This window comes from Streptomyces sp. NPDC044921 (genome assembly GCF_056432865.1).
In genome coordinates, this window is record NZ_JBWKIF010000025.1 from 99,831 (window position 1) to 123,093 (window position 23,263).

The window sequence follows — 23,263 nt, forward strand, 5'->3', positions numbered from 1 at the left end:
CGCCGACTCGCCCGCGCGCCGCTGACCTGGCGCGTTCGCTCGGTTGCGGAGTGTTGCCTCCGCTCGCACGGTGGGTGGGCACAAGATCCGACGCACCACCGAAAGGAACCCCCATGCGTCTGCCCGCACGGCGAATCGCTGCCCCTGCGCTCTGCGCCACGCTGCTGTTCGGAGTCGTCGGGCCCGCGGCCGCCGATACCGTCCCGGACCGGGAGTACACCCACACGGCGACCCGCGCCCCCGACCCGGACGCACTGCTGGGCCAGGTCGAGACACTCGGCGACCTGGGCGGTGTGCTCACCCCGGTCGCCGATCTGCTGACCGCCGTGCTCCAGGCGGAAGGCGGGCAACTGCCGCCCTCGCGGGCCGCCGAGCTGAGCACCCGAGTGAAGGACGCCATCGCCCGGGCGACGGCCGGGTCCGGGCAGGCCGCCGGTGCGACGGGCAACGCGACCCCGGGCATCCCCCTGCCCCAGGCCAGCACCCTGCCCGCTCCGGTTGAGGAGCGGACCGATCTGCCGGAGGGCCTGGCGGCCGAGGCACTGGCTGCGCTGGAGAAGGCCACCGATGGTCTGGTCACGGCCGTGACCTCCGGCGACACCGCCAAGGTCCCCCCGGCCGTCGACCGGGTCGTCACCGGGCTCGTCAACACCGTCGCCGCCACCCTGGTCGGCAGCGAGCTCCCCGCTCCCGACCTGGCGGGCCTGACCTCCCTGCCGAAGGCCCCCTGAAGGCCCGACTGCGACCTCCAGACCATCGTGCCGGCCGCCTCCGGCCGGCACGACTCCCTGCTGCTCCAGCCACTCTTACGAGGTTCTGGTCACGGGGGCTGTCCGCGCCGGACGGCCCCCGTTGGGCACGGCGCCGGACCTTCACCCCACACGGTGACAACAATCGCTCAGGAAGGGCCCCGATGAAGTGACTGAAGGCCGCCGCCGTCCTTGCCGGTTCCCTCGCCGCCGCCGCACCCGCGCATGCTGCCCACGACCCCGCCAGCGTCCCGCCCAGCAGCCGCATCGCAACCTGGATCACCGTTCCGTGAGAGGGACGGCACCCCGGATGCGGACGATCGCCGAGGAACCCTCGCCGCAGGGATGACCTGTGTGGCGGTCGAGGCCGGCGGCTCCGCCGCGACCCCGCGCCGCGGTCGGCGCGTCCTCGTCCTCCTGCCGCTGGGCGGTGCCGAGAGGCGCTCGACAGAGCTGCCCGAGGTCACTGGGCAGCCCCCGTGCCCGTGCCGGGCCGGCCCGACGGCCCTTGCCACGTCGAGGGCCGGCTCCTGCCCGACCGGAGCCGTCCACGGGCCGGAGCTGGCCCCGGCCTGAAGTCTGCGCCCGTGACGGGAGTGCTCGTGTGGCCCCTGCAGTGGTGACCGCAGGGGCCTTCGGGCTGTTAGCGCCACGGAGACCGAGAACGAGCCACGAGGAGTACGGGATGGTCGTAGGGACCGGCGGAGTACCGGTGGGAACCGAGCGTGAGGCGGCGGGAGGCGAAACCGCTGTGCGGACGCGGCGCGGCCTCGTGCGCGGGCTGATGGCCGTGGCGCTGGGCGCCGCCGCCGTGCCCGTCGTCGCGGCCACCCGGTTCGGGGAGCCCGACTCCACGAGCGGCAGGAACTCGGACACATGGGCGGGCGACGGCGGGTTCGAGGAGACCTACCGGGGCCGCCGCATCCAGGGCGTGCCGGTCCCCGCGCCCGAGCAGGCACTCGGTGACGAGCAGTGGCACGTCACCGTGGACGGCCGGCCGCTGCACCTGATGCGCCGCGCCGACGGCACCTGGCTGAGCATGGTCGATCACTACCGCTCCTACCCCACGCCCCTGGCGGCGACCCGGGCGGCCGTCGATGAACTCGGCCCGAGGCAGCACCTGCGTGAGCTGCCCGGCCACGGCCCGGCACAGCCGGAGGGGGGAACGCATGGCGTACACGCGTAAGGACGTCAGCACGCTCACCACCAGCGAGAAGCGCCGGTTCGTGAAGGCGCTGCTGGAGGTGAAGCGGCGCGGTGAGTACGACGAGTTCGTGCGGACGCACATCCAGCACTTCGCCTCCGACGGCGAGGACGGACTGCGCACGGCCCACATGGCGCCCTCCTTCCTGCCCTGGCACCGGCATTTCCTGCTGGAGCTGGAGACGGCTCTGCGGCGGGTCGACGCGTCGGTGTCGGTGCCGTACTGGGACTGGACGCGCGATCGGTCGGCCACCTCCACGCCCTGGACCGACGACCTCCTCGGCGGCACCGGACGGCGCTCCGACCGCCAGGTGATGACCGGGCCGTTCGCCTATGCGGAGGGCAACTGGACCATCACGGAGGGCGTGACGGACGAGGAGTTCCTCACCCGGGACCTCGGCCGTACCCGCGACCCGATCCAGCTGCCCACGAAGAGCGAACTGGAGCAGGCCCTCAAGGACCCGGTCTACGACGTCTCGCCCTGGGACTCCACGGTTCGCGAGGGCTTCCGCAACAAGCTGGAGGGGTGGGGCAGCGGGCGGGGCAGCGCCTCCTGGCTCAACCACAACAGGGTGCACCGCTGGGTCGGCGGAGCCATGGTCGGCGGGGCCTCCGTCAACGACCCGGTCTTCTGGATGCACCACGCCTTCGTCGACCTGGTGTGGTCCCGCTGGCAGCAACGGCACCGCGAGCACCGCTATCTTCCGGCGAAGCCGCCCGGGCGCGGCAGTGCGCAGTACCGGCGGGTCGTGGCGCGGCACGAGAGGCTGCCGCCGTGGGACGTGACACCGGACCAGCTGGAGGACCACGGGCGGATCTACCGGTACGCGTGACGCGGCCGGGTGGGACGAGAGGAGCCCGGCGCGGCAAGTGCCCGCCTCCTCGCTGTGCACAGGGTGTGCGCAGGATTGTCCAGCGCATCAGTAGCCGTAGCCGTAGCCGTAGCTGCGACGCCGGCTGCCTGAGCGATGCGAGACATCACGTTCTCCTCTTGCTCGGTGAGACGGCGGCAGGGGCGCCGCCGTCTCACCGAGCAACGCGCCCGCTGTCGGGATTCACGGTGATCGCGGCCGGACCACCCGTCCTGAAGGCGGAGAAGGTCGTGGAAAGGTGCTGTGTTCATGGCAGCTCACGGAAGTCGCCGCACCGGGGCGCCGTCGAGAAAGGCGCGGATGTTCTCTACGGCGTGGCCGTAGTACGTGGCGTAGTTGGCGCGGGAGACATACCCCAAATGCGGGGTGGCGAGCAGGCGTGGTGCCGTGCGCATCGGGTGGTCGGTGGGCAGCGGCTCGACGTCGAACACGTCGACGCCGGCGCCCGCGATCCGCCCGGCGCGCAGCGCGTCGAGGAGCGCCTCCTGGTCGACGATCGCCGCGCGGGAGGTGTTGACCAGGTAGGCGGTCGGCTTGAGCAGGGCGAGTTCGGCGGGGCCGAGCAGGCCGCGAGTGCGGTCGCTCAGCGCCAGGTGGACCGACACGAAGTCGCTCTCGGCGAGCAGCCGCTCCTTGGAGGGAGCGAGTTCCACGCCCACCTCCTCGGCCCGCTCCCGGGTGAGGTTCTGGCTCCAGGCACCGACCCGCATGCCGAAGGCGAGACCCACCCGGGCGACCCGGCTGCCGATCTTCCCCAGGCCGAGGAGCCCGAGCCGGCGGCCGTGCAGGTCCGCGCCGACGGTGCTCTGCCAGGGGCCGCCAAATCGCAGGGCGTTGCTCTCCTCGGGGATGCCGCGGGCGAGGCTGAGCAGCAGCGCCCAGGTCAGCTCGACCGGCGGGGTGGAGGAACTGGCCGTGCCGCACACCGTGACGCCGTGCGCCTCGGCGGCCGCGTAGTCGATGACGGAGTTGCGCATGCCGGACGCGACGAGCAGTTTCAGCCGGGGCAGCCGGGCCAGCAGCGAGCCGGGGAACGGCACGCGTTCGCGCAGGGTCACGACGATGTCGAACCCGGCCAGGGCGGCGGCCAGGGCGTCCTCGCCGTCGAGATGCCGGTCGAAGGAGACGACCTCCACGTCGTCCGCGACGACCGACCAGTCGGCGACCTCGGTCGCCACCTTCTGGAAGTCGTCCAGGACAGCACAGCGCAACCGCACGGCATGCCCCTTCCCTGGGCCGTGATCAGAGCTCCCATGATCGCGCCCGGACCCGACCGCGGGAAGCCTCCCTTCGACCGGCGTATCGCTTGCGGGTGCGGCGACTGAAACATCCTGTCTGCTTTGTCTCTGCGCTTGTGAATGCGTTGGGGAGAGAAAAACGAAGGGCAAAGCGAGGCCACTTGGAGAATCACGTGCCGACCGCTGCTGCGGGCTGAGCGCGGGCGGCCGCGCACCACGCGGGAGAGCCACCCTGGACCGCTCAGCGCCGCCACGAGCCGTGCGGAGGCCAAGATCACTCCCGAGCGCCGGAATTCCGGGGTGAGGTGAATCGAACCTGACCCAGCACCAGTGGGTTTTTCGATGTCGCAAGGCCGGTCGGGCCATTGCGGGCTGGACCTCTATTGCGGCAACGGCTGAAACTGCGCCATCACCACCTCGCGCACTCCCGGAGTCAAGCTGCTGATGAAGGCCTGGGTCGCGGTGAACGGGGGGACCAAGGTCTCGGACTCCGGTTACTGCACCCAGTACGCCGGCCCCGTGACCGTGTACGCCGACAAGTCGTGTGTGCGCTGCGGCGGGCAGGTCGGCACCACCGGGGGACGTCTCCGACTGGGGCGACTGCGGCTGACCCCCTGACGCCGCGCCGCCCGGAGCCCGGCGCGCGCAGTCCGGCGCCCGGGCCTCGTGAGTTGCTCGATGGGCACCCGCGAGACAACGGTGGCAGCCGTACAGCCCCGGGGTCCACCCTTCGATCATCGGGGGCGGACTCCGGGGCTTCGTCGTACGGGTTCGACTGGCAGCCGCACTGACCAGCAAAAAGCCCTCCCAGAAGGGAGGGCGGAGACTTGCGCCCCCGGCAGGACTCGAACCTGCGGCCAAGCGCTTAGAAGGCGCCTGCTCTATCCACTGAGCTACGGGGGCCGGGTGTGGTGGCCTCTGTCTGGGTGCCCGGGTGTGGGCCTGTCCGTGACGTTGCCGGGGACAAGGATAGGGCTCCCGCATCCTTGTCCCTGTTGCTTCGCCTCCGTGGCTCAATGTGGAGGTTCGGTGAAGCGGTCCTGATAATCGCAGGCAGGTACGAATCGTGCACCGCTTTTGGCGTCTGGCGCATCGGGTGTTGTGCACTCGTTATCCCTCGGCTGTGCCCGTGTCCCAGTCGCCCCTTCTGCCCCTTCTGTTCCGTCGGCGCGCAGACATGCTCATATGCTTCAGAATTCCCCTAATATTGGGCATTCTTCACATGTGGTGACCTTGGACGTACGGCCTCAGCTGCTCGACGCACTCTCCGCCCTGCGCGACCGTGTCGCCGCCGCACGCTTCCCGCTGCCCCTGGCGGGGGCCGCACGCGCGCGTGCCAACCGCGACGAACTGCTCGCGCAGCTCGACGACTACTTGGTGCCCCGGCTCAGGGACCCCGAAGCGCCACTTCTGGCCGTCGTCGGCGGCTCCACCGGCGCCGGGAAGTCCACCCTCGTGAACTCCCTCGTGGGGCGTCGCGTCAGCGAGGCGGGCGTGCTGCGGCCGACGACCCGGACCCCCGTGCTGGTCTGCCATCCGGAGGACCACCACTGGTTCAGCGGGATGCGGGTGCTGCCCGACCTCACCCGCGTGTGGGTGCCCCAGCAGGACGCCACGGACGACCTGCTGCTGCCCGGCGAGAACCCCGCGCGGGTACTCCGTGTCGAGACCGCCGAGACCCTGCCCCCCGGCCTCGCCCTGCTCGACGCGCCCGACATCGACTCCCTGGTCGCCGACAACCGCGTGCTGGCCGCCGAGCTCATCTGCGCCGCCGACATCTGGGTGATGGTCACCACGGCCGCCCGTTACGCCGACGCCGTCCCCTGGCACATGCTGCGCACGGCCAAGGAGTACGACGTCACCCTCGTGACCGTGCTCGACCGGGTGCCCCACCAGGTGGTCAACGAGGTGTCGCGGCAGTACGGGGCGCTGCTCACCAAGGCGGGGCTCGGCGAGGTGCCGCGCTTCACCGTGCCCGAACTGCCCGAGTCCGCCTGGGGCGGCGGACTGCTGCCGGCCACCGCCGTCGCCCAGTTGCGCAACTGGCTCGTCCACCACGCGCAGGACCCCGCCGCCCGGCAGCAGGTGCTGGCCCGTACGGCCTACGGCGTGCTCGACTCCCTCAAGTCCCGGATGCCCGAGCTGGCCGGTGCCGCCGCCGCGCAGTACGCCGCCGCCCTGCGCCTCACCTCGGCCGTCGAGGGGGCGTACGACAACGAGCACGCGCGCGTGCGGGGCCGGTTGCAGTCCGGGGCCGTGCTCGCCGGGGACGCGCTCAAGCGGTGGCGCGCCTTCCCCCTGGACTGCACCGCCGCCGAACTCCTCGACGCGCTCGTGGAAAGCCTGTGCGCGCTGCTGCTGTGCGCCGTCACCGCCGCCGACGAGCGCGTGGACGACGCCTGGCGGCGCGAACCGGCCTCCGCCGCTCCCGAACTCGTCCCGCGCGAACCCGTGGCGGACAGTGCCGAACACCGGATCGGTCTCGCCGTCCGGCGCTGGCGGCGCGAGCTGGAGGAACACGCCGAGGACGAGGTGCGCGAGCTGGACCGCGCCGTCGCGCCGGACCCCGAGCTGGTCGCCGCCCTGGTCGCCACCTCCCTGCTCGGCGGGCGCCGGGGCCGGATGGCCGGGGAGGGGCTCGCCGAGCGGATCGGTGCCCACGGCGCGCTGCGGCTGCGCGACCGGGCCGGACGGCTGCTCACCGAGCACGTCGGCCGGGTCCTGCACGCCGAACGCGAGCGCAGGCTCGCGCCCCTCGACGCCCTGGGCGTCCACCCCGAGCCGCAGGCCGAACTCATCGCCGCGCTGTCCGTACTGCAGAAGGAGAGGTGACCGGTGACCGCCGTCACTGACCAGGACCCCACCGAGCACGCCGATCAGCCGGACGACGGGGCGAACCGGTCACGCGCCGCCGGAAGCCCGTCGTCGGGTGCTTCCGCAGGTGTCTCGTCGAATGCTTCCGCAGGTGTTTCGCCGGGTGCTTCGGCCGGCGCTTCGCAGAGCGGGCGCGCGGCCCGTAGTGACGCCCCGGAGTCCTGGGACGACGGACTCATCGCGCGCCGGGTCACCGAGACCACCGGCGGCACCGCTGGGGCGTTCCCCGCGCTCGACAGTCGCTCCGCCGCCCCGGCGACGGTGACCCCGCTCGTCTACGACGGGCCGCTGCGCTCGCGGCTCGAAGCCCTGCGCGAACTCGTCGGCCTTTCCCGCACCCGGCTCGACAGCCGCACCCTGTCCGAGGCCGGCCGGGTGCTCGACGAGGCGTCAGCACGGCGCAGGCTCTCCGGCCGGCACACCGTCGTCGCCATCGCGGGCGCCACCGGCAGCGGCAAGTCGCAGCTGTTCAACGCGCTCGCCGGCGTGACCATCTCGGAGACGGGGGTGCGCCGCCCCACCACCGCCGCGCCCATCGCCTGCAGTTGGAGCGACGGGGCCGCGAGCCTCATCGAACGGCTCGGCATCCCGCCCCGGCTGCGCCGCCGGCCGCTGCCCAGCGCGGACGGCGAGTCGCCGCTGCGCGGACTCGTCCTGGTCGACCTGCCCGACCACGACTCCGCGGCCGTACAGCACCGCGAGCACGTCGACCGCATCCTGGCGCTCGTCGACGCGGTCATCTGGGTGGTCGACCCCGAGAAGTACGCCGACGCCCTCCTCCACGAACGCTATCTGCGGCCGATGGCGGCCCACGCCGAGGTCATGTTCGTCGTCCTCAACCAGATCGACCGGCTGCCCGGGGAGGCCGCCGAGCAGGTCCTCGACGACCTGCGGCGACTCCTCGACGAGGACGGCATCGCCCTCGGGGAGTACGGCGAGCCCGGTACGACCGTCCTGGCGCTGTCCGCCCTCACCGGCGACGGCGTCGGGGAACTGCGCGAGGCACTCGGTCAGTTCGTCTCCGAGCGCGGCGCGCCGGCCCGGCGCATCTCGGCCGACGTCGACATCGCCGCGGCCCGGCTCAGGCCCGTCTACGCCACCCGGCGGCGGACCGGGCTCAGCGAACAGGCCCGGGAGGAGTTCGCCGACCGGCTCGCGGACGCGGTCGGGGCCACGGCGGCGGGCGAGGCGGCCGAACGCGCCTGGCTGCGCAACGCCAACCGCGCCTGCGGCACGCCCTGGCTGCGGCTGTGGCGCTGGTACCAGGACCGGGGCGAGCCCACCACCGGCCGGATCCCCTCCCGTGCCCAGGCCGACGAGGAGGCCACCGCGCGGCAGCGGGTCGAACAGGCGGTGCGCACGGTGGCCGACCGGGCCTCGGCCGGACTGCCCGCGCCGTGGGCCCAGGCGGTGCGCGAGGCGGCCGTCCGCGGCGCGCAGGGGCTGCCCGAGGCGCTGGACGAACTGTCCGTGCGCGCGGGGGTGCCGGCCGGACGGCCGCCCCGGCCGGGGTGGTGGCCGGTGGCTGTGCTGGCCCAGGCGTCGATGACGATCCTGCAGTTCCTCGGCGGGCTGTGGCTGCTGGGCCAGATCATCGGGTTCATGGCGCCGAACCTGGGCGTGCCGGTGCTGCTGATGGTGATCGGCATCGTCGGCGGCCCGCTCATCGAGTGGAGCTGCCGGATGGCGGCCCGCGGCCCCGGCCGGCGCTACGGCCTGGAGGCGGAGCGGCGCCTGCGCGAGGCGGCGGCCGGATGCGGCAGGGCGCGGGTGCTGGATCCGGTGGCGGCGGAACTGCTGCGGTACCGGGAGGTCCGGGAGCAGTACGGGCGGGTGGTGGGGGCTTAGGCGGACGTGCCCGTCCCTGCCTTCCCTTGCCGGAGGAGAGCTTGGGAACAACTCGTCACCGGCACGGGTGACGGAGTTCTCCACAGGCGGAGGGTGGTCCACAGCGCTCAGCGGGTCCGGCCCGGCGGCGGCAGTCTGGCAGACACAGCCGTACGGGGCGGGCCCGTACGCGTGTCGGCCCGGGTGCCGAGTCCGGGCGAGGGAGGGCTACGCGATGAACGAGACGATGGTGTGCGCGGTCGGCAGGGTGGCGACGCAGCCGGTGTACCGGGAGATGGCGTCCGGGCCGTCGGCGAGGTTCCGGCTCGCGGTCACCGCGCGCTACTGGGACCGTGAGAAGAACACGTGGACGGACGGGCACACGAACTTCTTCACGGTGTGGGCCAACCGCCAGCTCGCCACGAACACGGCGGCGTCCCTGACGGTGGGCGAGCCCGTGATCGTGCAGGGCAGGCTCAAGGTGCGCACCGATGTGCGCGAGGGACAGAGCTGGACCTCGGCGGACATCGACGCGATCGCGATCGGTCACGACCTGGCCTGGGGCACGTCCGCCTTCCGGCGGGGGAGCAGGCAGGACACGGCGGGGGCGCCGACGCAACCCGAACCCAACTGGGAGACACCGCCGGAGGGTTCGGCCGAACGGCGGGAGGTCGTTTCTCAACAGGCTCCGGACCGCGTTGTCTTGACGTGACGTCAATCACCGTTTTCCTGTCCGGACTGCGGCTTATCGGCGGGTGTGCATCGGAACGACCAAGGCGGACTTGTCGATAAGCCCTGCTCACAAGGGGTCCCGGCGATAACGATTCCGAGTCGGAATACTCATCCGACCGTCTGACCGGCGGGCGGGCTCCGCCGTCTCCCTAGGATGCCGGACATGGCTCTCGAGGCTCTTGGGGCCAGGGAGGCTTCTGATTCTGCTGGTGGGACCGTCCCCCCACGACACGGGTCCTGCTCGAAGGAGATGTGGTGTTTGCTTCGTTGTCGGCGGTGTTCGCACGCAGGCGAGGGGCGGCCCGCTTCGCCGCCACGACGCTGGTGACCGGGCTCGTCTCCGCGGGCGCGCTGACCGGTGCCGACCGGGCGGCCGCCGCCGAGACGACACGGAGCCAGGGCGGAGCGACCGCGACGATAGCCGGGCTCAAGACCTACGGCACCGCCGTCATACGCGGCGCCACCGGCGAGCAGCAGGTGTCGGCGGGCCTGTTCGAGATGTCCGTCGAGGGTGGCGGCACCCTGCAGACGTACTGCGTCGACCTCCACAACCCCACACAGCGGGACGCCAAGTACCACGAGACGCCCTGGAGCGGTACGTCCCTGGGCGTGAACAAGGACGCCGGCAAGATCCGCTGGATCCTGCAGAACTCCTATCCGCAGGTCAACGACCTCGCGGCGCTCGCCCGGAAGGCGGGGGTCCGCGGTGCGCTGACCGAGCAGGACGCCGCGGCCGGCACTCAGGTGGCGATCTGGCGCTACTCGGACGACGTGGCCGTGGACGCGCTCGACCCGCAGGCCGAGCAGCTCGCGGACTACCTGCAGAAGAGCGCCCGCGCCCTGCCCGAGCCCCAGGCCTCGCTGACCCTCGACCCGCCGGCCGTCTCCGGTCGGCCGGGTGAGCGGATCGGCCCGGTGACGGTGCGCACCAACGCCGGTGGCGCGACGCTCACACCGCCCGCGGACGCCACCACGACCGGGGTGCGCATCGTCGACCGGCGCGGCAAGGAGGTCACCTCGGCGTCCGACGGCGGGCAGGTGTTCTTCGAGGTGCCCGAGGACGCTGCGGCCGGTTCGGCGGAGCTGACCGTGCAGGCCTCGACGACCGTGCCGGTCGGCCGGGCGTTCGCCTCCGAGAGTCGCAGCCAGACGCAGATCCTGGCCGGTTCCAGCGAGTCGACCGTGTCGGCGACGGCCGGGGTCACCTGGGCCGAAGAAGGCCCCGCCCCGGCCCTGTCGGCGGCGAAGAACTGCGCCGAGGGCGGCGTCGACGTCATCGCGGCGAACAAGGGTGACGAGCCGTTCACGTTCGACCTGGTCGGTCTGGAGCACACGATCGCCCCCGGCGAGACCAGGACGATCACGGTCCCCCTCCAGGAGGACCAGGCCTACGACTTCACCGTCCACGGTCCCGGCGGCCTCACCCAGCGCTTCACCGGCATGCTGGACTGCCGGACGCAGGGCGCCGAGCCGGCCACCAGCACGCAGACCCTGGTCGAGCCGAGCCCGGCCGTACTGGGCTCCGCCTCGGGCACCAACCTGGCCGAAACGGGCAGCTCGGGCCTGACGCCACTGATCGCGGGCACCGCCATCGGCCTGGTCCTGATCGGCGGGGCGACCCTGGTCGTGCTGCGGCGCAGGGAGACGACCGCCGGGGACTGACCGGGCTTCGCGAGGCGCTTCCGGGTAACCGGTCCTTCCCTGGCATCGCTGTCCCGTCCCCTGGCTCCAGGGGGCGGGCACGCGCGGCTCTGGATGTGACCCCGGGGCGGCGTCCGTCCACGCGAGGGAGCCTGGCGGCCTTGCTGTCCTCTTGGGCCGGCGAGCAGGGCCAGCGTGAAGCCTCCGAAGGCAGCAGGGGGAGGTTGCTGGTCACGGTGGCACCACGGCCCGGCGCGCTGCAGGCGCCGCGTCGTGGGCTTGGCGTCCCCGGAACGCCGGGGAGCGGTTCCAGACAGCCACCCATCCGGCGCCAATCATGAACCCCCAGGTCACAGCCCCCCACCCATACGCGTTTCCGCCCAGCCCTGGCGGTACGGCAAGATGGGGTGTTACTTACCGCGAGAGGGCACGAAAAGGCCCCTCACCAGCGGTTTTCTCGCCGATGGGGGCCGTGTCAGGCAGCCTGGGCCGTTTCTGGGCCGTCGGGCGTCTCTGGGCCGTCATGAGCGTGACCGGCTGCCCGGTACATCGCGGAGATGGCTTTCCGGGTGCGGGTCTCGCTGGACGGCATGAGGTGGGTGTAGACGCGGAGTGTGAAGCCCGGGTCGCTGTGACCGAGGTAGAGACTCAGGGCCTTGATGCTCTCCCCGGCGTCCAGGAGGACCGAGGCGTAGAAGTGCCGGAGCGCGTGCATGCCGTGCTCGCGGGCCGGTGCGTAGCGCTCACCCTTTTCGGGGGCCGGGATAATACCGGCGGATGCGAGGGCGGGTTTCCACGCCTGGTCGTTGAAGGCCTGGCTCCAGATGGCTGCGCCGATGCCGCTCGTGAAGACGAGCCGGTGCGTGACCTTGGGGCCGGTCGGGGTCAGCCAGGGCAACGTCACGTCGACGGGCGGGAAGCACTCCATGTGCTCGCGGAGCGCGACCGACACCTCCGGGTCGAGCGGGACGTCTCGTAACTTGCCGCGCTTGGGCGGAGCGAAGACCAGCGTGCCGCGAACCTTCTTGACCTGCTGGCGAACGTAGAGCCAGCCGAGATCTCCGATGTTGTCGACGGCCAAGCCGAAGATCTCACCCTGTCGCAGACCGCACCCGGCGCCGAGGTCGACCATGGCCCGGTAGCGCTCGGGCAGTCCGGCGCGTACGCCGAAGACCTGATCAGCGGACCACGGATGCACGCGTGACGGCACGGGGCGAGGTGCCTTGACCGATCGGGCCCGGCAGGGGTTCGAGGCCAGGAGACGGTCATCCACGGCCGCGTTGAGCACCGAGGAGACCGCGTCGAAAATGAGGCGTCGATACTGGGCGGATGCCACGGCGTCTTCGAGCTGGCGGTTCCAGTCGCGGATGTGCTCGGGCTGGAAGGAGCCGATGGGGCGCGTTCCGAGGTAGGGCAGGGCATGAAAGCGGAGCCTGCCTTCGACGGCGGCCCGGCTGGTGAGATCGGTCGTGAGGGCTGCCAGCCAACGGTCGGTGTACTCACGGAAGGTGATGCGGGCGGCTCTTGGGTCGATGTACTGCCCACGGGCCATATCGGCCTCTACGTTGGTCAGCCAGGCATCAGCCAAGCGCTTCTGTTTGTCCGGGAAGCTCTTCGACTTCTCCGTGCCGTCCGGGCCGATGTAGCGGGCGCGGTAACGCATGCCTGTGCCGTGGCGGTCGGTCTTGACCTTGCGTGTCTTGCCGTCCGGGCCGACCTCGTTCCGATACCAGCGGTCTTGGATGTGCCCCGCCATCAGGCAGCCTCCCCAAGCTGGGAGTCCACCCAGGCCCGTACGTCGTCCGGGTCGAAGCGGAGATGTCGGCCGACTCGGAAGCCGCGGGGACCGGTGCGCTTGCGGCGCCACTGGTAGACCGTCTCGACGCTGGGCAGCTCGAACATCTCGACCAGGTCCTCAGGCGTCAGGAACCGGGTTGGCAGCTCTGAGGCCATGGTCAGTACTCCCCTTCGGTGAGTTGGTCGCGTAGGGCTTCGCGGGCGGTTTCGCGGTTGAGCTGGAGGTCGCGGGCGATGGTGGCGGCGAGTGCGGATTCGCCTGGGGTATGGCCGTGTCCGGCGTACTGCCAGTCGGCCAGGACCAGGACGGTTTCCGGCTCCCGTTCCTCCAGACCGAGGGCGGCGTGTTCCTGGGCGGCGCGGTAGTCGGCGCGGGCCTGGCGGAGGGCGCCGAGGGTGGTGGAATAGCGGCGCGACTTGGAGGAGAAGTGGCCGCGGAAGCCGAGCATGTGAGCCCAGGCCCACAGGCGCCGGTCGGGGTAGAGCGGGTCGAGTTCCTTGCAGGCCTTGATGAGGCGGCGGGTGTGGTCCGGGACGTGGTGGCGGTCGAGCTCGGAGAGTTCGCCGATGCGGCGGTCCAGGGTGCCGGTGTTCTCAGCGGCTTTGGTGGCGTACTTGGCCACGTAGGAGGCCACGGCCTGTTCGGTGAGCTGGGAGCAGTCGCCGAAGGCCTTGACGGGGCGTACGTCGAGCTGGGTGCCCCAGCGGAAGGTACGGGCGGGCTGGTCCTCGGAGGCCGGGACGGAAGCCGAGGTGTAGGAGTGCGCGGCAGCTGCACGGATGGAGTCGGCGAGGACATCAATCGTGGCCCAGGAGGGCGGGGCGGTCTCGGGTCCGTCGGGGCCATCGATGCGGATCACCGCGTGGAAGTGCACGGCGCCGCGCTTCTGGAACTCGGCGACCTTGCCGTAGGACAGGCGGGCGCACTCCTTCAGCTCCCGCTGAGTGATGCCGGCGCGGGCGGCGATCTCGCGGCGGAGCCGGTTGGTGAAGCGCTGCCAGAGCTGACCGGCGTGGTTGTTGAACAGCACGGCGCCCGTGTAGTCGTACGTCTCCGGGTCCAGTGCCGTACCCAGGTTTGGGTCATCGGCGCGGTGACGGACACCGCAGCGGCAGACGCCGTGGTCGGGCCGGTTGTGCACGGGCCCGAACGAGGGCGCGGTGAGGGTGGCGAAAACCCGGGGGTGGTCTCGGACGGTTGAGGGGACGTCGCGGCGATCGTCGCCAGCGAGGCCCGCGCGGATGAGGTGGTAGGTGTCGCCCGCGTAGGTCCAGGCGCAGGAGGGGCAGCGGGAGGCGCGGCGGTTGCCGCAGGCGATGCGGAGGCGTCCGCCCGGCTCGTTGGCGGTGGTGTAGTGGTGCAGGGTCTCGCCGGTGGTCTTGTCCTTGTGGAGGGTCCAGCCGGTGAGGTGGATGGGGTCGGCGCAGCCGCCGGTGCGGCGGATCTGCTCGTGCCAGCGGTGGTAGTCAGGGGCCGAAGCCACCCTCAGCAGGTCGCCGAGGGTGGTCGGGTCGAGCAGGTCAGGCACGCGCAACCTCCGGGATGCGGCGGGCGGGGACGGTGCCGAGGCCGTTGCAGGCCGGGCAGCTGGGGGTGATGGTCCGCAGGTGGCCGTGCCGGTCGCGGCTGCCGGTGGTGATGGCGGCGGTGGCGAAGCCGTCGCAGTTGGGGCAGATGCGGGGCGTCGGCGTGGTGGTGGGGTGCGTCATGCTGGGGGTTCCTTCCGGTTCAGTGGATCGGACAGGGACGGCGCCCGGGCGGCGGATGCTTGGCGGTATCGGAGCCGCCCGGGGGCCGGTCAGCGGCGCTTCGTCTCCGAGGCGAGCAGGGAGCGCAGGACGACGGCGGAGACGGCGACCGAGGCACCGGTGATGGCGACCGCCAGGAGCATGGAGACCAGGACGGCGCCGACGACCAGGACCACGGCGGTACCGCCGCCGACGAGGGCGAGGGCAGTGCCGGGGGTGAGCTGCACCGTCGGCCGGGACGGCGCGGGGGCCGGGGCCACCGGGCCGGGCTGCGGGGTCTGAGCGGGCGGGACGATGGTGGTCGGCTCGACCACGGCAGGCGGGCTGACCTGACCGTTCGGCGTGGGCATGGTGGGGATCTTCGGGCGGAACATCGGCGGTTCTCCCTTCCGGGGGGGGCGGGCGGTTACTTGACGAAGGTGTCGATGGCGGGAGCAAGGACGCTGTCGGCGAGGAGGAAGCCGCCGAGCAGCAGGACGGCGATGAGCCAGGCGGGCGGGCGGATGAGCTTGACGCCGAGGTAGCCGACGACGAGCAGGGCGAGCCAGAGCGGTACTTCCATGCGGAGGGCCTCCTAGCGGACGCGGCAGCGGTGGGTGCGGGCGGCGAGCTGGGCGGCGGACTGGCTGGAGTAGTCGGAGGACCAGCCGCAGCGGTCGGCGGTGCACACGGCGGCGTACTTGGTCTGGCCGTGGCGGTCGCGGTGGGTGCCGATCTGCACGGGGCCGATCCGCATCACGGAGTGGAAGTGGTCACGAGCGGGCATGATGGTGGGTCTCCCTTCGGGTCAGGCGAGTTGGGCGGCGATGGCGTTGGCGAGCTGGGGCGGGACGCCGAGGCGGGCACGCAGGGTGTCGGTGTCGATCGGCGAACCGGTACGGGTGCGGTGGTCGTCGGCGACCTTGCGGGCGTGGTCGACCAGCGCGGCCGGGACCGGCACAGCCGGGGCGGGCTCGGCAAAGGCAGGCTCGGCGGCGGGAAGGGTCGGGGTGTCGTCGACCGCCGGGACCGGCTCAGGCACAGGCTCGGGTTCGTTCTCGGTAACCGGCCCAGGGTTCGATTCGGTGACCGGGGCTGCGGGTGCCGGCGGTTCCGGCACTCGTTCTGTGGCGGAGTGCGCGAGGAGGGTGCCGCCCATGAAGGCCAGGGCGGGCCAGGCGGCGACGAGGATGCGTAGCCAGGCCGGAACGTCGGTCAGGTCGAGGAGTCCGGCGGTGGCGACGTTGGCGCCGAGGGAGGCGAACAGAGCGACGATGAACCAGCACCAGGCCAGCCGGGACGGCCCGTCGATGCGGAGTCGGCGCCAGGAGGCGACCAGGAGCAGGTCCACGCTGATCGGGTAGGCCCAGGCTTTCCAGCCGTCCTGCCCGGCGGCGGCCGCAAGGTCGTGGAGGTGGGCGAAGGACAGCGCCCCGGCGATGACGGCCTGGACCAGGACGGCATCTATGCGGAGAGCGGGGCGGGCCATCACGGCTCCTTCCGGTGTTGTGGCATGGCGGGGGTAGGGACCTGGCGCGAAGCGGTCGCGCCGACCGGTGGAGCGGGGAAGGTCAGGCGGTGGCGGGGGTTGTCTTGGACAGCGGCACCCGGGCCGAGGGCAGCGCGGCGACCGCGGGCCGGTAGGCCGCAAGCGCGGGCACGTCGGGAGTGCGGTCGGCGTACTTGTTGCAAAGGTTCACGGCCTGGCGCAGCGAGGTGTGCGGGGCGCGGATGCGGTGCCAGCCACCGGTCGAGTCACCGGCGATCGCGATGCCGCGTGTCTCGGCGGGGATCTGGATGGCGGCCAGGACGGCGTCCGGGGAGATGTCGCCGAAGGCCATGTTGGCGCTGGTTTCGTCGTTGACGCGGTGGGCGGTGCGGCCGGTGAGCTGGGCGCGGAGCATGGTGATGCCTTTGCCGAGTTCGGAGCCGAAACGCTGTCCGCAGATTTCGAGGTAGATGCCGGCGGCGCGGCCGAGCTGGGCGAGACGCACGAGGGCGGTGATGATCCGGTCGCGGCGCTTCTCCTCGTCCTTGCTGGCGAACAGGGCGAGTTCGGCGACCTCGTCGACCAGGACCACGACCGGGACGGGGCGGATGTCGTCGGGCAGGTCCCAGATGTCGGCGGCGATCTCCGCATCCGGCACCGCGACACTGATGCGCTGCTCAGCCCGGATCAGTTGATAGACCTCCTCCATGTGGGACACCAGGGCTTCCAGTAGTTCTAGGGCGGTGTCGGGGTTGTCGGCGAGGGCGGAGAAGCGCCGGGCCAGCGGGAACAGCTCGACGCCTTGCTTGCAGTCGATGCCGACCAGGGCGACGTCCATCGGGGCGAGCCCCGCGACCAGGTTGCGCTGGTAGACGGACTTGCCGGACTCCGTTGCCCCGAGGGTCAGGCCGTGCGGGACGGCACGGTAGTCGCGGTAGTGCACCGAGCCGTCCTCCCGCAGCGCGACCGGAACCCGCATCGGACGCGTCTCGGTCTTCGCGGGCATCTGAACCTGCTTGAGCACGTCGTAGCCGGTCATCCGCACCTCAACGACACCGGAGCGGACCTCGCGGGAGGTGACGCCGTACATCCCGAAGGAGTGGCGCAGCCGGTCCGTGGCCGCCGACACGTCGAAGGCGTCCTGTCCCGGTCGGAGCTTGAGTCGCAGGACCAGACCGGTCCGGGTCGGCCGTAACCGCAGGATGCGCGGCACCCGGGACTCCGGCACCGGCCGGTTGGCCACCCGGGCCAAGGCCAGCCGCCAGCGTGAAGGCGGGACCGTCAGGCCGCAGGCGTCCATGACCGAGGCGTAGCGCACCAGAACCCGCACCATGGCGACGATGACCCCGAAGGTCAGCCAGTACCAGGCGGGGCGCCGCCACCGCAGGAGCCCCGCAGCGGCGCCGACCACAACCACAGCGACCATGAACCAGGTCATGATCAGGCCGCCTCGGATGCCGAACCGGTGGCAGCCAGCGAGGTGACCGCGACCGCACGGAAGGCGATGCCGTGCCGCTTCTGGCCGTTGAACTCGTTCTCCCACGGCCGAGCGATCAGCCCCGTCAGGGCGACCGGGGTGCCCATGGCCAAGTCGCTGGAGATACCGGGCTCCGGAACGGTGACGGACAGGATCTCGACCTCGTCGTTGGCCGCGAACATCACGTCCACGGTCATCAGCTTGACGCCGTCGGCGTCGGTGGCGATCTCGCCGGTACGGCGGTCACGGACCTTGGGCTGCGGGGCCTTGGCGACCATCACAGTCGCGGCGGACGTGTCTACGGGAATCTGACGCATGATGGAACTCCCTTGAGAGGGGCGGGAGCGGCGTACTTGCTTGGCGGTGGGTCGCCGCTCCTGTGATCGCGGATGGAATGCCGCAGCAAAGCCACGGAGTGCTACGCGCCACCATCTGGTGCGCACCAGAAGGTTGCATCTGGTGCGCACCAGATGTCAAGCGCTGTCGCGGGCCCGGCACCTCAACTCGCCTGACTGTGACGGTTCCAGGAAAGCGCGCCAGACAACGCCCCGGTAGGCAACAGGGGTTAACACGAGGCTGGTTAACCCCTCCCGACCTGCGTCGATGTGAGGCATCCTGCTGTTACGGCTCAACAACCCCAGGAGGAACGGCAGTACGACATGAGCGGACTCAGGGCAGCAAGAACGGCACGGGCCTGGTCACAGGAGCATCTGGTGCGGGAGATCGAGCGCCATGCACGTCAGCACATGCTCACCGTCGCCTCAACCGCGAGTTTGCGAGTGTACGTCTCGGAATGGGAGAACGGCCGACGAACGATCTCGGACTACTACGCCAAGATCCTTCGTGCCCTCCTCGGCATCACCGACGCCGAGCTCGGAGGCGGAGCGCAGCCGCCGGCACCCGCAATGGCAGACGGCTACGACGAGCTGATAGACCGGATCGACGAGGCGCGGAACGTCAGCCTGACCATGGTGAAGACGTTCATGGACCAGACTGAACTGCTCCGGACCATCGACCGCCAGATGGGCGCCGCAAGCCTGGTCGACCAGATGACCGCCCACCTGACGCGGCTGGAGGACGCCCTTACCTTCGCCGTGCTCCCGGAGACCCGGCGCCCGGTCGCTCTGGCACTGACGGGTGCGGCAACACTCGCGGCCTGGCAGGCACTTGACGTCGGAGCCGTCGAACGAGCGTGGCGTCACTACGAGCTGGGGAAGCGCGCCGCCCAAGAGGCCGAGGAGCCCATGTACCTCGCCCATGCCACCGCCGAACAGGCATACGTGCTCTGCGACGCCGGGCGCCCCGAAATGGCGGTGCACCTTGTTCGAGAAGCACAGCGTCTCGGAGGGCAGAGCATGTCTCCGCGCCTCAAGGCGTGGCTGCACGCCGCCGAAGCGGAGATCTGCGCCCGAGCTGGGCTCCAGGAAGACTGCCGACGGGCTCTTGACCTTGCTATGCGTCACCTGCCCTCAGGGGAAGAAGCCCGTGATCCGGACATGCTGAGCATCTTCCTGAACGAAGGCCATCTCACCAGGTGGCGTGGGAACGCACTCGCCCTCATCGGAGATGGTGAAGCCGTGGACAACCTGTACGCCGCGCTGGAGACGACCGATCCGACGTTCGTCAGGGCGTCGGCAGGACTCCACTGCGACTTGACCCAAGCCCACCTGGCCCGCGGGGAGTACGACCAGGCGCGCAAGCACCTGCGGCAAGCCCGACTCGTGGCAAGCCGAACCAAGTCAGTACGTCACAGGCGCCGGATCGAGCAGCTCACGCAGCGGTTGTAGGCGACGCGCCGCGCCCGCGTGTAGCCAGCACATGGAGGAGGGCGACCAACGTGCCGGACCCCATCAGCTCACCACGAGCCATCAGGCCGGGAATGTCAGACAGCGGCACCCAGGCGATATGCCCCGCCTCTTCCAAGTCGGTCGGCTCCCCAATGAGCTTCGCTCCCTCACCGACGAAGATGTCGTGAGGCGAGTCGACCATGCCGACCATGGGCTGGTAAGTGACCACGTGCTCCAGTCCGTTCGGCCGCCACCCGGTCTCTTCCTCGACCTCACGCAAGGCGGTCTGAAGGGAATCTTCCCCCTCGTCGACGATGCCGCCCGGCAGTTCCCAGCCGAAGGCATCAGGGACGAAGCGGTACCGCCACATCATGAGCACCCGGTCTTGGTTGTCGATGACGGCGGCGATGGCCACATGGTGGAGCCTGACGACATGGTGCTCGAAGCGTTCCACGCCGGGCGGCTCCACATCAACGAGGCTCAGCTTCACCCATCGGTTGTCGTACAACGTCCGCTCACCGTGGATTTGCCATGGCTCGACGTCCGCCGGCGCCTCAGTCGTGACGGATCGGTGTGGCACTCGGTACGAGCTACGACCGTGCACCTCGACGACGCCCTCAGTAACGAGCTTGGCCAACACCTGACGCAGGGCCGTGCGGCCGATCTCCAGGTCCTCGGACAAGGTCCGCTCGGACGGGAGCTTGGAACCTGGCGAGTACCTGCCCTCAGCGATCCACTCACGAATCGTGCGGTAGACCCGCTCCGACTTCGGTCCCATCCGGTGAGCACGCTCCTGTCGTCGTGTCGGGTAGCCAACACAAGCCTAGCCGTGTGACTACTCACGTGAGTAGTCACCGACTGACACGGTGATCAACAAGAGCGCGGTACAACTTTCCCTACTTCATCAAGTGCCCGCGCACGGCGCGGGCGCGCGCCGCCTCTGCGGCGCGGCCTGCCTCCTGTCTGCGCCCCGGTTGGCCGCGCCAGGCGGCGCGCTCGGCGGCTGCGGGCATGAAGGTGGGAGACACCCTCTGTGGCTGGGGCGGTCGGCTCCGCGGCTTTAGGCAGCCACTTTGGGGCGAGCCTCTAAGATCATGGCCCCAACGTCGTGCTTTAACGGGCAGGTCCACAGACTGCCCGACTCGCCGGAAGCTTACGGGGCCATGATCACTCGCCCCAAAGCAGCTCCAGCCCAAAGCCGCTCCACCGACCGCGTTGGTACGTGTCGGCCTTCTACGGGGTCCGCTCCTTTCGCTCAAAGGGGCGCGGTACCTTCGCTCCCTTGCCCCAGCATTCACTTGGGCGCCGGATGTTTCGGGGAGGGAAAGCGTTCAGCGGCCGCTGATCGTTAACCATTGGCAATGAGATCAGGTCAGCTTGTTGGATCATTTCCGCAATGGCTTCTCTGACTGTAGGAGCTAGCGGGGCATTTTCGTGATGGAGGATCCAGGATGTGATCGGATGACGTCTGGCGACCTCAGGGATGAGCAACCTTTCCTCACTCCAATTCTGCAAGAATAGAGCAGCATTGTGAGCCTCTCGAAAGAGCGCTTCGGTTGCCCGCTCGCCGCGATGGACAACTGCGTTGCGGTTTCGCCACACTGTCTTCTGGGCGCTTGAAGCGGCTGTGGGATCGCCGCCCAAGTGCGATGAGAGAATACCGAAGGTCTCTGCCGCGTTTTTGTCCTCAAAACCGGCCGACGTAAATTCCATGCTCGTATAGCCGTGGTCCGCAGCTATCCCGCAGACCAAATGATGCATCCAGTCTTCTAGGGCGGCCTGTTGTGCCACAATCGCCTCTGCCCATTCCTTCCGGTGGGCGCGGAGCACAGATCGCCGCATCCAGGAGAAGAGTCTACGCACTGGCGCGGCGGAGCTGAGTTGAGAGTGCGCCAACTCTAGGCCCGTTTCTGCAGAAATGGCGGGGTAGCCTTCACGGCCCGAGGAGTAGGATCCGAGCGGACTGGTGGCTGGGAGTCTCACATAAAAGGGTTCATTCGAGATCGCAGGATTTATACGCACCAGGCCGTCACCTATGAGATCTCCGTGCGAGATAGGTCCGGCGAGAACTGGCCCGTCCTCAGCTGCGCTGAAAAGAGCCTGGTTGATCGCGAATAGGATACAGTCGTAAAAATCCTCAAATACTGGCGGGTTGGCTACCGGGCCACCCTTCTCGTCGGGAAGGTAGAGTTGACTCCAATCCGGAAGTATGAATTTGAGGGAAACGCTCGTCCTGGGCGGCAGTGCATTCGGCGCGCAGAATGCAGTCTCTTTGATCCATTCCGGGTGCTCATCTCCGAATGCTTTCACTGTGCCTTCGTAGGCCCGAGGATTTATTCCTTCACCGAATCCGGTTCCAGGCGACAGCGTAGTCAAGGCGACAATGGCGGCAACGGGCTCGTTACCATAATGCGTATTCACCTGAACGGAGTAGTAATTCCCTTCGACGGTAGTTGCGGCCCAGGGAATCTCGCAGCAGGCGTACACCTCGGCGCTCAGGTCCACATGTGCCTCCGTATCTGTCATGGATCAGCAGTATGGGGGTAGGCCAGTTGCAAGCGCATGGGTTTCTTCGGGTGCAGATGCCCGAGCCACGGGTGCACCTCGGTGCACAGGCCAGCATCGGTCAGGGCTCACTGCACCCATTGGAGCTGAACCGGCACCGAGGCCCGAGGCCTGCCGATGCGGGCCGTGATCTCGGAATCTTCAACCAGGCCTGGGCCGTCCAAGGCCGACCAACGCTGACAAGTGCCGACCGCGGGTGACCACCCCCACCCCGCTCTGGCCTGGGCTCCCCGAGTTGATCTGCGACACTGGGAGGGTTATGCCGAAGCCCGGAGAACTAGCGTCGTGAGCCGTTGACGCTCGTGTCCGCCTCCCCTCTCCGAGTCAATCTCTGGTTGGCAGCGGCTCGTGACGGTGCCAGATCAGGTACCGGTCCTCTCGGCGTAACTCCGCCGAACCCCACTCGATCCGCATGACGCCCTTCTCCATCGAGCAGGCATAGGCGACGAGGACGAGCTGTACGTCTTCGGGAAGCAGCTCCAGGTCTGGATGTACCTCGGCATCGTCGAGTTCTCCCCAGTCCAGGTCGAATGCCTGTTGCCTGGGAGGCGGGCCGTGGCGGCGGATCAGATCTGCTCGGAAGCCTGTGGCCCGGCGGAGACGTGCGGCCGTAACTGGCACGTCCTTCTTCGCGTAGCGGAGGGGGTAGATCAGGTGGCCCCGAACGAGCATCATCGTGCGTCCTTGTAGACGCACCGCTTCCCCAAGCTCGGCGATGCCGGCGGCTAGTTCCTCGTACTGCACGGCGTAGAGGCCGTGTCCGTAGGCTTCAAGCGTCTGAGTGTGGACACCTTTGTGCCCGTTGCGGGCCCGCTCATGAGCCCGGAGGAGGCAAGCCGGGATGATGTCCGCCAGTTCACCGGCTATGTCCCCGAAGGTGTCGCGTGCCCATTGGCTGGCTGAACCCACGACGTACCGCCCTCCCCTGATGGTCCTGCATCACAGCACCGAGCAGCGTCCACCTAAACCGTGCTGCGTCCAGCCGAGTCACACAAGGTGGCAACAGCGCACAAGGGGAGCGCACACGCAGGGTTCACCGCACGTGCTACGCGGTTGATGGCCCGGCTCTGTCGCTCGCAGTGACGGCAATCCTGACGGCAACGACGGCGGACGGCAGCGGCACTCGGCAACCCGGAACAGAGGCATCGAGGTGCCATCTGACCGCCCCACCATGGCGTGCCCGCATCTTCTAAGACGTCGTCTCATTTGGCGTGCCTGGGTAGTCTGCACCGTGTGGTGATGGTCGAGCGCATGGTGCCGGACGAGCTGTGGGAACTGTTCCAG

The 23,263-nt window shown here is 69.9% G+C and carries 23 protein-coding genes and 1 tRNA gene; 9 read left to right on the forward strand and 15 right to left on the reverse strand.

Annotated elements, in window-relative coordinates:
- The first annotated feature begins 113 nt into the window (after positions 1-113).
- From AC07DA_RS31015 to AC07DA_RS31025, 3 genes are all read left to right on the forward strand, one after another.
- Positions 114-731, forward strand: coding sequence for a hypothetical protein (locus AC07DA_RS31015; RefSeq protein ID WP_479131565.1), 618 nt, complete (start codon positions 114-116; stop codon positions 729-731).
- A gap of 703 nt (positions 732-1,434) precedes the next feature.
- Positions 1,435-1,935, forward strand: coding sequence for a tyrosinase family oxidase copper chaperone (locus AC07DA_RS31020; protein ID WP_479131566.1), 501 nt, complete (start codon positions 1,435-1,437; stop codon positions 1,933-1,935).
- The gene (locus tag AC07DA_RS31025; RefSeq protein WP_479131567.1) at positions 1,919-2,785 is read left to right on the forward strand and encodes a tyrosinase family protein; all 867 of its coding nucleotides are present in this window, start codon (positions 1,919-1,921) and stop codon (positions 2,783-2,785) included. The genes AC07DA_RS31020 and AC07DA_RS31025 overlap by 17 nt, the downstream gene beginning before the upstream one ends.
- A gap of 296 nt (positions 2,786-3,081) precedes the next feature.
- Here the strand turns inward: AC07DA_RS31025 and AC07DA_RS31030 are convergent, their stop codons facing one another.
- A complete protein-coding gene (locus tag AC07DA_RS31030; protein WP_479131568.1) occupies positions 3,082-4,041 on the reverse strand; it encodes a D-2-hydroxyacid dehydrogenase family protein in 960 nt (319 codons plus the stop codon).
- Between the two features lie 465 nt (positions 4,042-4,506).
- Here AC07DA_RS31030 and AC07DA_RS31035 point away from each other — a divergent pair, with 465 nt between their 5' ends.
- Complete coding sequence (locus AC07DA_RS31035) at positions 4,507-4,680, forward strand: hypothetical protein (RefSeq protein WP_479131569.1); 174 nt, start codon at positions 4,507-4,509, stop codon at positions 4,678-4,680.
- A 212-nt stretch (positions 4,681-4,892) separates the two neighbouring features.
- Here AC07DA_RS31035 and AC07DA_RS31040 read toward each other — a convergent pair.
- Positions 4,893-4,965: transfer RNA gene (locus AC07DA_RS31040), tRNA-Arg, on the reverse strand.
- A 321-nt stretch (positions 4,966-5,286) separates the two neighbouring features.
- Between AC07DA_RS31040 and AC07DA_RS31045 the strand changes: the two genes are divergently transcribed.
- The 4 genes from AC07DA_RS31045 (at position 5,287) to AC07DA_RS31060 (ending at position 11,157) form a co-directional block, all read left to right on the forward strand.
- Positions 5,287-6,894, forward strand: a complete 1,608-nt coding sequence (locus AC07DA_RS31045; protein ID WP_479131570.1) for a dynamin family protein — start codon at positions 5,287-5,289, stop codon at positions 6,892-6,894.
- Positions 6,895-6,897: 3 nt separating this feature from the next.
- A complete protein-coding gene (locus AC07DA_RS31050) occupies positions 6,898-8,784 on the forward strand; it encodes a YfjP family GTPase (protein WP_479131571.1) in 1,887 nt (628 codons plus the stop codon).
- Between the two features lie 214 nt (positions 8,785-8,998).
- Complete coding sequence (locus AC07DA_RS31055) at positions 8,999-9,475, forward strand: single-stranded DNA-binding protein (RefSeq protein WP_479131572.1); 477 nt, start codon at positions 8,999-9,001, stop codon at positions 9,473-9,475.
- 275 nt (positions 9,476-9,750) lie between these two features.
- Positions 9,751-11,157, forward strand: a complete 1,407-nt coding sequence (locus tag AC07DA_RS31060) for a Cys-Gln thioester bond-forming surface protein (protein ID WP_479131573.1) — start codon at positions 9,751-9,753, stop codon at positions 11,155-11,157.
- A 454-nt stretch (positions 11,158-11,611) separates the two neighbouring features.
- On the opposite strand, the gene AC07DA_RS31065 is transcribed toward AC07DA_RS31060, so the two are convergent.
- The 10 genes from AC07DA_RS31065 to AC07DA_RS31110 all read right to left on the reverse strand — a co-directional run bounded on the left by AC07DA_RS31065 (position 11,612) and on the right by AC07DA_RS31110 (position 17,944).
- Positions 11,612-12,892, reverse strand: coding sequence for a tyrosine-type recombinase/integrase (locus AC07DA_RS31065; RefSeq protein ID WP_479131574.1), 1,281 nt, complete (start codon positions 12,890-12,892; stop codon positions 11,612-11,614).
- Positions 12,892-13,089, reverse strand: coding sequence for a helix-turn-helix transcriptional regulator (locus tag AC07DA_RS31070; protein ID WP_358281599.1), 198 nt, complete (start codon positions 13,087-13,089; stop codon positions 12,892-12,894). The genes AC07DA_RS31065 and AC07DA_RS31070 overlap by 1 nt, the downstream gene beginning before the upstream one ends.
- 2 nt (positions 13,090-13,091) lie before the next feature.
- Positions 13,092-14,462 (reverse strand): replication initiator protein RepSA, encoded by a 1,371-nt coding sequence (repSA, locus tag AC07DA_RS31075; RefSeq protein WP_479131575.1) that lies wholly within the window; start codon positions 14,460-14,462, stop codon positions 13,092-13,094.
- A complete protein-coding gene (locus tag AC07DA_RS31080; protein ID WP_479131576.1) occupies positions 14,455-14,643 on the reverse strand; it encodes a hypothetical protein in 189 nt (62 codons plus the stop codon). Before AC07DA_RS31080 ends, repSA begins: the two co-directional genes overlap by 8 nt.
- An 89-nt stretch (positions 14,644-14,732) precedes the next feature.
- Positions 14,733-15,056, reverse strand: coding sequence for a SpdD-like protein (locus tag AC07DA_RS31085; protein ID WP_479131577.1), 324 nt, complete (start codon positions 15,054-15,056; stop codon positions 14,733-14,735).
- Positions 15,057-15,088: 32 nt separating this feature from the next.
- Complete coding sequence (locus AC07DA_RS31090; protein WP_020270385.1) at positions 15,089-15,244, reverse strand: hypothetical protein; 156 nt, start codon at positions 15,242-15,244, stop codon at positions 15,089-15,091.
- Between the two features lie 12 nt (positions 15,245-15,256).
- Positions 15,257-15,448, reverse strand: a complete 192-nt coding sequence (locus AC07DA_RS31095) for a mobile element transfer protein (RefSeq protein ID WP_031108984.1) — start codon at positions 15,446-15,448, stop codon at positions 15,257-15,259.
- A 21-nt stretch (positions 15,449-15,469) separates the two neighbouring features.
- Positions 15,470-16,150, reverse strand: coding sequence for a DUF2637 domain-containing protein (locus tag AC07DA_RS31100; protein ID WP_479131578.1), 681 nt, complete (start codon positions 16,148-16,150; stop codon positions 15,470-15,472).
- 82 nt (positions 16,151-16,232) lie between these two features.
- Positions 16,233-17,588: an FtsK/SpoIIIE domain-containing protein gene (locus AC07DA_RS31105; protein WP_479131579.1), complete on the reverse strand. Its 1,356-nt coding sequence runs from the start codon at positions 17,586-17,588 to the stop codon at positions 16,233-16,235.
- A 2-nt stretch (positions 17,589-17,590) separates the two neighbouring features.
- Positions 17,591-17,944, reverse strand: a complete 354-nt coding sequence (locus tag AC07DA_RS31110) for an SCO3933 family regulatory protein (protein ID WP_391097599.1) — start codon at positions 17,942-17,944, stop codon at positions 17,591-17,593.
- Between the two features lie 429 nt (positions 17,945-18,373).
- Here AC07DA_RS31110 and AC07DA_RS31115 point away from each other — a divergent pair, with 429 nt between their 5' ends.
- The gene (locus AC07DA_RS31115; RefSeq protein ID WP_386782049.1) at positions 18,374-19,414 is read left to right on the forward strand and encodes an NsdA family TPR-like regulatory protein; all 1,041 of its coding nucleotides are present in this window, start codon (positions 18,374-18,376) and stop codon (positions 19,412-19,414) included.
- Here AC07DA_RS31115 and AC07DA_RS31120 read toward each other — a convergent pair.
- The 3 genes from AC07DA_RS31120 to AC07DA_RS31130 form a co-directional block, all read right to left on the reverse strand.
- Positions 19,398-20,192, reverse strand: coding sequence for a GntR family transcriptional regulator (locus AC07DA_RS31120; RefSeq protein ID WP_479131580.1), 795 nt, complete (start codon positions 20,190-20,192; stop codon positions 19,398-19,400). The genes AC07DA_RS31115 and AC07DA_RS31120 overlap by 17 nt on opposite strands.
- Positions 20,193-20,647: 455 nt before the next feature.
- Positions 20,648-21,940, reverse strand: a complete 1,293-nt coding sequence (locus AC07DA_RS31125; protein WP_479131581.1) for a hypothetical protein — start codon at positions 21,938-21,940, stop codon at positions 20,648-20,650.
- Positions 21,941-22,303: 363 nt separating this feature from the next.
- Positions 22,304-22,888 carry a hypothetical protein gene (locus tag AC07DA_RS31130; protein ID WP_479131582.1) on the reverse strand — a complete coding sequence of 195 codons (585 nt, stop codon included), beginning with the start codon at positions 22,886-22,888 and terminating at the stop codon, positions 22,304-22,306.
- Positions 22,889-23,263: the final 375 nt, after the last annotated feature.

Bases quoted from the DNA above. Each gene is read 5' to 3' on its own strand.
- AC07DA_RS31120 (WP_479131580.1), bottom strand. From the start codon at position 20,192: ATGGGACCGAAGTCGGAGCGGGTCTACCGCACGATTCGTGAGTGGATC.
- AC07DA_RS31065 (WP_479131574.1), bottom strand. From the start codon at position 12,892: ATGGCGGGGCACATCCAAGACCGCTGGTATCGGAACGAGGTCGGCCCG.
- AC07DA_RS31115 (WP_386782049.1), top strand. From the start codon at position 18,374: ATGCTCACCGTCGCCTCAACCGCGAGTTTGCGAGTGTACGTCTCGGAA.
- AC07DA_RS31105 (WP_479131579.1), bottom strand. From the start codon at position 17,588: ATGACCTGGTTCATGGTCGCTGTGGTTGTGGTCGGCGCCGCTGCGGGG.
- AC07DA_RS31080 (WP_479131576.1), bottom strand. From the start codon at position 14,643: ATGACGCACCCCACCACCACGCCGACGCCCCGCATCTGCCCCAACTGC.
- AC07DA_RS31035 (WP_479131569.1), top strand. From the start codon at position 4,507: ATGAAGGCCTGGGTCGCGGTGAACGGGGGGACCAAGGTCTCGGACTCC.
- AC07DA_RS31055 (WP_479131572.1), top strand. From the start codon at position 8,999: ATGAACGAGACGATGGTGTGCGCGGTCGGCAGGGTGGCGACGCAGCCG.
- AC07DA_RS31125 (WP_479131581.1), bottom strand. From the start codon at position 21,940: ATGACAGATACGGAGGCACATGTGGACCTGAGCGCCGAGGTGTACGCC.
- AC07DA_RS31090 (WP_020270385.1), bottom strand. From the start codon at position 15,244: ATGGAAGTACCGCTCTGGCTCGCCCTGCTCGTCGTCGGCTACCTCGGC.
- AC07DA_RS31025 (WP_479131567.1), top strand. From the start codon at position 1,919: ATGGCGTACACGCGTAAGGACGTCAGCACGCTCACCACCAGCGAGAAG.
- AC07DA_RS31095 (WP_031108984.1), bottom strand. From the start codon at position 15,448: ATGCCCGCTCGTGACCACTTCCACTCCGTGATGCGGATCGGCCCCGTG.
- AC07DA_RS31015 (WP_479131565.1), top strand. From the start codon at position 114: ATGCGTCTGCCCGCACGGCGAATCGCTGCCCCTGCGCTCTGCGCCACG.
- AC07DA_RS31085 (WP_479131577.1), bottom strand. From the start codon at position 15,056: ATGTTCCGCCCGAAGATCCCCACCATGCCCACGCCGAACGGTCAGGTC.
- AC07DA_RS31070 (WP_358281599.1), bottom strand. From the start codon at position 13,089: ATGGCCTCAGAGCTGCCAACCCGGTTCCTGACGCCTGAGGACCTGGTC.
- AC07DA_RS31110 (WP_391097599.1), bottom strand. From the start codon at position 17,944: ATGCGTCAGATTCCCGTAGACACGTCCGCCGCGACTGTGATGGTCGCC.
- AC07DA_RS31020 (WP_479131566.1), top strand. From the start codon at position 1,435: ATGGTCGTAGGGACCGGCGGAGTACCGGTGGGAACCGAGCGTGAGGCG.
- AC07DA_RS31100 (WP_479131578.1), bottom strand. From the start codon at position 16,150: ATGGCCCGCCCCGCTCTCCGCATAGATGCCGTCCTGGTCCAGGCCGTC.